The sequence below is a fragment of the Bartonella sp. AA97HXZ genome (assembly GCF_042196985.1).
Lineage (GTDB): Bacteria > Pseudomonadota > Alphaproteobacteria > Rhizobiales > Rhizobiaceae > Bartonella.
This window is the reverse complement of record NZ_JBHIRC010000040.1, coordinates 1-4,524: the sequence shown is the minus strand read 5'-3', so window position 1 is coordinate 4,524 and position 4,524 is coordinate 1. Positions and strand designations below refer to the sequence as shown.

The following is a 4,524-nucleotide window of genomic DNA, read 5'->3' as shown; positions in this document are numbered from 1 at the left end:
GGTGCCGGTGGTTCCTTTAATGCTGGTCTTGAATTTGGAAAATTATTGACTGAAGTAGCAACGCTGTTTTTGGGAGGTGCTGGAGCAGCCAAGGGAGGCGTAAAGCTTGGCGAAAAGGTTCTGGCTAAATTCGCTGCTAAGACTGAAGAAGCGGCTGCAAAAGCAGAAAAGGAACTTGCCCAATCAGTTGGAAAAATTGGCTCTGAAGACAGTGCCAAGGGCGAAACATCCCCAAAGCCTTCAAAAAGTAATAGCAATCGTGAAACACTCGAAAAAAATAAGGAGCATCATGACGGAAAGCGTACAGAAGAAATGCAAAAATTACAGGAAGCAGGATGCACAACATGTACGCAAGAAGCATCGTTTAAAAAAATAGTTGAGAAACCTGATGGTAAAGGAGGGACAAAGGAAGTTGCAATAAGATCCCGTCCTGATATTCTCTATATAGAGGATGGTGAATTAAAAATTGTTGAGGTAAAAACGGGGAATGCTGGTCTAACCGAAAACCAAAAGATTTTGGAAAAGGAGTATAAAACAGGAGATGCGCAACCCACAGGAGATGTTGTTTTAAAATTCCTTGAGGAAAACAAAGAAAAGCTAAATAAATATCAAGAAGAACTCAAAAAATTTATAGAAAGAGAAAAACCAACGGAGGAAGCATTGAGGAATTTTAAGAAAAATTGGCCTAAAGAACAACTGGGCAAGGGTTGGGGGAGACCGATAAAATACGAAGTTATTCGTCATCCGAGCCGTTTAACAGAGCTTCTTGCACAAGGAAAGTGAGTCATGATGCAAACTAAAGATGTCACAGAGATTTTAAAAAGACTGGGCTGGGAGCCTTATCGTGATAACGTGGGGGATACTTTTGCGCATTATCATCTTCCCGATCGCATTGTCGGTATTGGCTATGGTGTAAAAAATTATGGAGAGAGAGGCAAAGAGTTTTTGCTTTCGGCTGATCTCACCACCGCTGCTTATTGTCTTGGCTGGGAATATTCTAGAGGTGAAAAATCACAGCGTAAATATGGAGATGTGCTGTTTTACGCGAAGGAGGATTTTAATGTTAAAGCTCCGGATCTTTCCGAAAGCCATATCACAACAGCTTTAAACAAAGTGATTGCATGGGCGCAAGCACAGGATATTGAAAAAAAATTACGTGAAGAAGCTGCAGATCATTCTCTTGTCGCAAAGGCTTTGCTTGGTGATGTAGAGACTTTAAAGAGTTCTGAGGTTACATCTCAGTTGTATGTACCAGAATTTTCTGATTACAAAACAATGACGAGGTATGATCGCCTGCTTTTTTTTGCACAGGCCTATAAAAATGGGGAATTAGACGATATTCTAACGCGCAAGAAGCCAAAACAGCGCTCGATAAGTCTCATAGCAGCAATGCGCGTTCTTAAAACACAAGGGTGGTTTTCAACGGAACCTGGAAAAATGTGGTTGATTTTGCCCGACCGCTTTATTCAATTTGATTTTGGTTTTATACGTCTCCATGACAATTACAATGTCCGTATTGAAGCTGAAATATCTAATGAAATGATTTCTGTCGCTTGCAATTGTATTCACTATAGTAAGGAATATTGGTGTGTTTCTCCTAAAAATATTTATAATTCTTTTAATACGATTGGGGGGGGGATTTTTAGTGGTTTTGGTAAAGGCATTGATATTTGTGTAGAGACATTAGATGAGCAAGAGCTTATCAAAATCTCTGAGCGGATAATACAGTGGGCACGTGCCCAAGATTTACAAGCATCAATAGAAAGCAAAACGCTTATCCAAAAATATAGCTACAATATAGATATAGTCTGGCATTTAGCTTGTTTAGCATTAACAGGTCAAATTGATATCCTGAAATCCTATCAAAATTTTTTAGAAGCAGGTACGATTTCTGAAATTTTGGATGACCGTGAAGTAGAGAGATATATTAACCAGGCCGTTCAATTTGCTGAAGAATATCTGAAAATCCTTAATGAGCGAAAAGCTATAGATGATCGTCTTAGTTTACAAGATTTGTCTTTTCTTAATACAGTTTCTGAAGACTTAAAAAGGATGGACTGGACAGTCTATCGTGATAAAAATTACAATTGCAATGCTTATTTTATAAAGAAAGATCGTATCATTAATATAGTGTACAACCTTGATAAAAACGGAGAGACACCATTTGTTACCTTCAAGGTTTCTCTTTCAACACTTGGTTTTTCTACAGCTTATCGATCTATTTTTATCGATACTCCCCAATATACCGTTCTTAAAGAATCAGAAGAAGTTTATGCAGTTTCTAGTACTGAATTGGATGAAGGTAAACTGAAGCAGATCTGTGCGGATATTTTGTGCTGGGCTGATCGACAAAATGTGAATCAAATCATCTATGATTATGCGGCTTTGTCCCCAGACAGTGAATATGATTTTGCGAAGTTGCACCTTATTGCACTTATTCTTATTGGGGATGTTGAAAAACTCAAATTTTATAAGGAAAGTTTGAAGGATAAAAACTTTTCAGCTTTGATAAGGGAAAACATAGCACATATTATTGATAACGTCCTTGCTCTTGCACGCCGTTATCGGACTGGTTTTCCTAAAAATGCTCCGATTTTAAGCTTGGATGCGCAAACAGCATCTGTTGCTTCTAAAACAACTTCTGTTGAAGTGGCAGAGGAAGTGGATGAAGTGGATGACACTGATGATCGTCTCACCATGGAAAGTGCTCATGCACTTTTAAAAAGCTTAGGCTGGTCAACCGAGAAAATCAATGAGAATGACCATATGGCAAGCTATCAATTGGCTGATCGTGAAGTAGATATTCTTTATAACGACGAAATTGCCAAAGACTACCCGCAATTTGATAGCGCCTTTTTGATTAGCACGGGCATTCTTTCCACCGCTTGTAAATTCATTGATCCTACCCACACGGAAGATATTCCAGATATACAGCTTAATTTTGAAGCAAAGGGGTTAGAAATCTTTGAACCAGAAGTTACTGCGGATCGCTTAAAGCAAGCACTTGATGACGCGCTAAAATGGGCGGTAACAGACATTGACCTTTCTAAAAGGCTACGCTCTGATTATGGTATAGCTCCTTGGGAAAAAGGCGCCACGTCTAAAGCAAACGATACGGATTATGCTTTACTTCATCTTGGCGCTCTTGCTTTATTGGGTGATGTTGAGACCTTACAATCTTATCAGAAAAGCTTTACGGCAGGTGATCACCTAGGCTTTGACGAGAGCATCAACAAAACCCACCTTGAACGTGCATTAGCTTTAGCCAAAGAAGTAGCAAAGGTGAAGCAAGTGAGCTACGCTTTGATTGAACGGGTGGCAGAAAAGTTTGATGATCAACAAGAGGTTATCAGCAAGGAGCAATCCCGCTCGTGGAAAGAGAAAATAGTCAATTTTATCGGAAAAAAAGACAAGAAATAGCACCTAAAAAATATCAAAAAGATTTCAAAAAATTTAGAAAATAAGGCGCGGTCTAAAGCCTTGATCACTAGTTGAGAAACTCAACAGTGGTATGGCTCTGATCATGGTTTTGGTGCAAGATTTTAAGGAAACAACCTATAAAAAAAGATCTATAAAATTATTCCATAGATGATCAAAATCCCTTTTAATGGATTATTATCTATTTTATCGGTTATGTCAGTTTATTTAACAAACGAATCTTATGATTTTAGTGAATGATTAAAATGTGCTTTATGAAAAGCATATGATCCTTTAAAGCTTTTCAAAAGATAGCTTGTAACTTATAATAAATGTTATCAAGATCCTTATGGTTGTTAGTTTTGGTGGTTTTGTGGGTTCTTTTTATACGTATTATTTTATTTTTTTAATCAAAAATAAAAGTTTATTATATTTCAATATGTTAACTTTTATCAAGTTTCACAAAAAACAACCTATATCAAAATACAACCTGTAAATTCAACTAATGCTATATGTTTTGTAGGTTTTTTTGGGGGGGTGAGAAATCTTCAAAACCTATAAGTAATATAAGAAAATGAATATACATAATCCTCTTTAAACAAAGCTTTTGAAAACAATAAAGCTATCATTTTAGATTACGGTATAATCTTTTAAAGGCAATGTAAAAAAATCTAATTCTATTTAAGAGTGGATTTCTTAAAAGTCTTAAAGCAATCCAAATAAGAGTATCTAAAAGTGCAAATGGTTTCTTTTTAGAATAACGCATGATAAATTATTCCTTTTAAGATTATAGGTAATCAACTCACAAGATGATACGTTTAAAGAATTTACAAAAGTCCATTAAAGAGATTTTGATAACGTAATTATTTCCTATCTTAGTTTATCTCATAACAGATGATAAAATAGACTGTTATTTAAACTAATACATAAGCGGCTTTAATAAGATTAGCATGCCCATTATGTGAGCATGCTTTTAAGTTATTCAGTTTCTCTTAATACCAAATTTGGTAAGTTCTTAACGATTTTCATGGTTTCTAAACTTACGGTAATAACCCTCTGAAATAACTCTAGAGGGTAGGCAGGGTTGCCAATGGTTTCAACAGCATA

General features: G+C 36.3%; 2 protein-coding genes. Both read left to right on the top strand.

The window, feature by feature from the left end:
* On the top strand, window positions 1-783 hold a 783-nt coding region (locus ACFINE_RS09200), incomplete at its 5' end, for a hypothetical protein (protein WP_375621823.1).
* A 6-nt stretch (window positions 784-789) separates the two neighbouring features.
* Window positions 790-3,420 carry a DUF6990 domain-containing protein gene (locus tag ACFINE_RS09195; protein WP_375621824.1) on the top strand — a complete coding sequence of 877 codons (2,631 nt, stop codon included), beginning with the start codon at window positions 790-792 and terminating at the stop codon, window positions 3,418-3,420.
* Window positions 3,421-4,524 lie beyond the last annotated feature (1,104 nt).

Coding starts and splice junctions, on each gene's coding strand:
- ACFINE_RS09195 (WP_375621824.1), top strand. CDS start 790: ATGCAAACTAAAGATGTCACAGAGATTTTAAAAAGACTGGGCTGGGAG.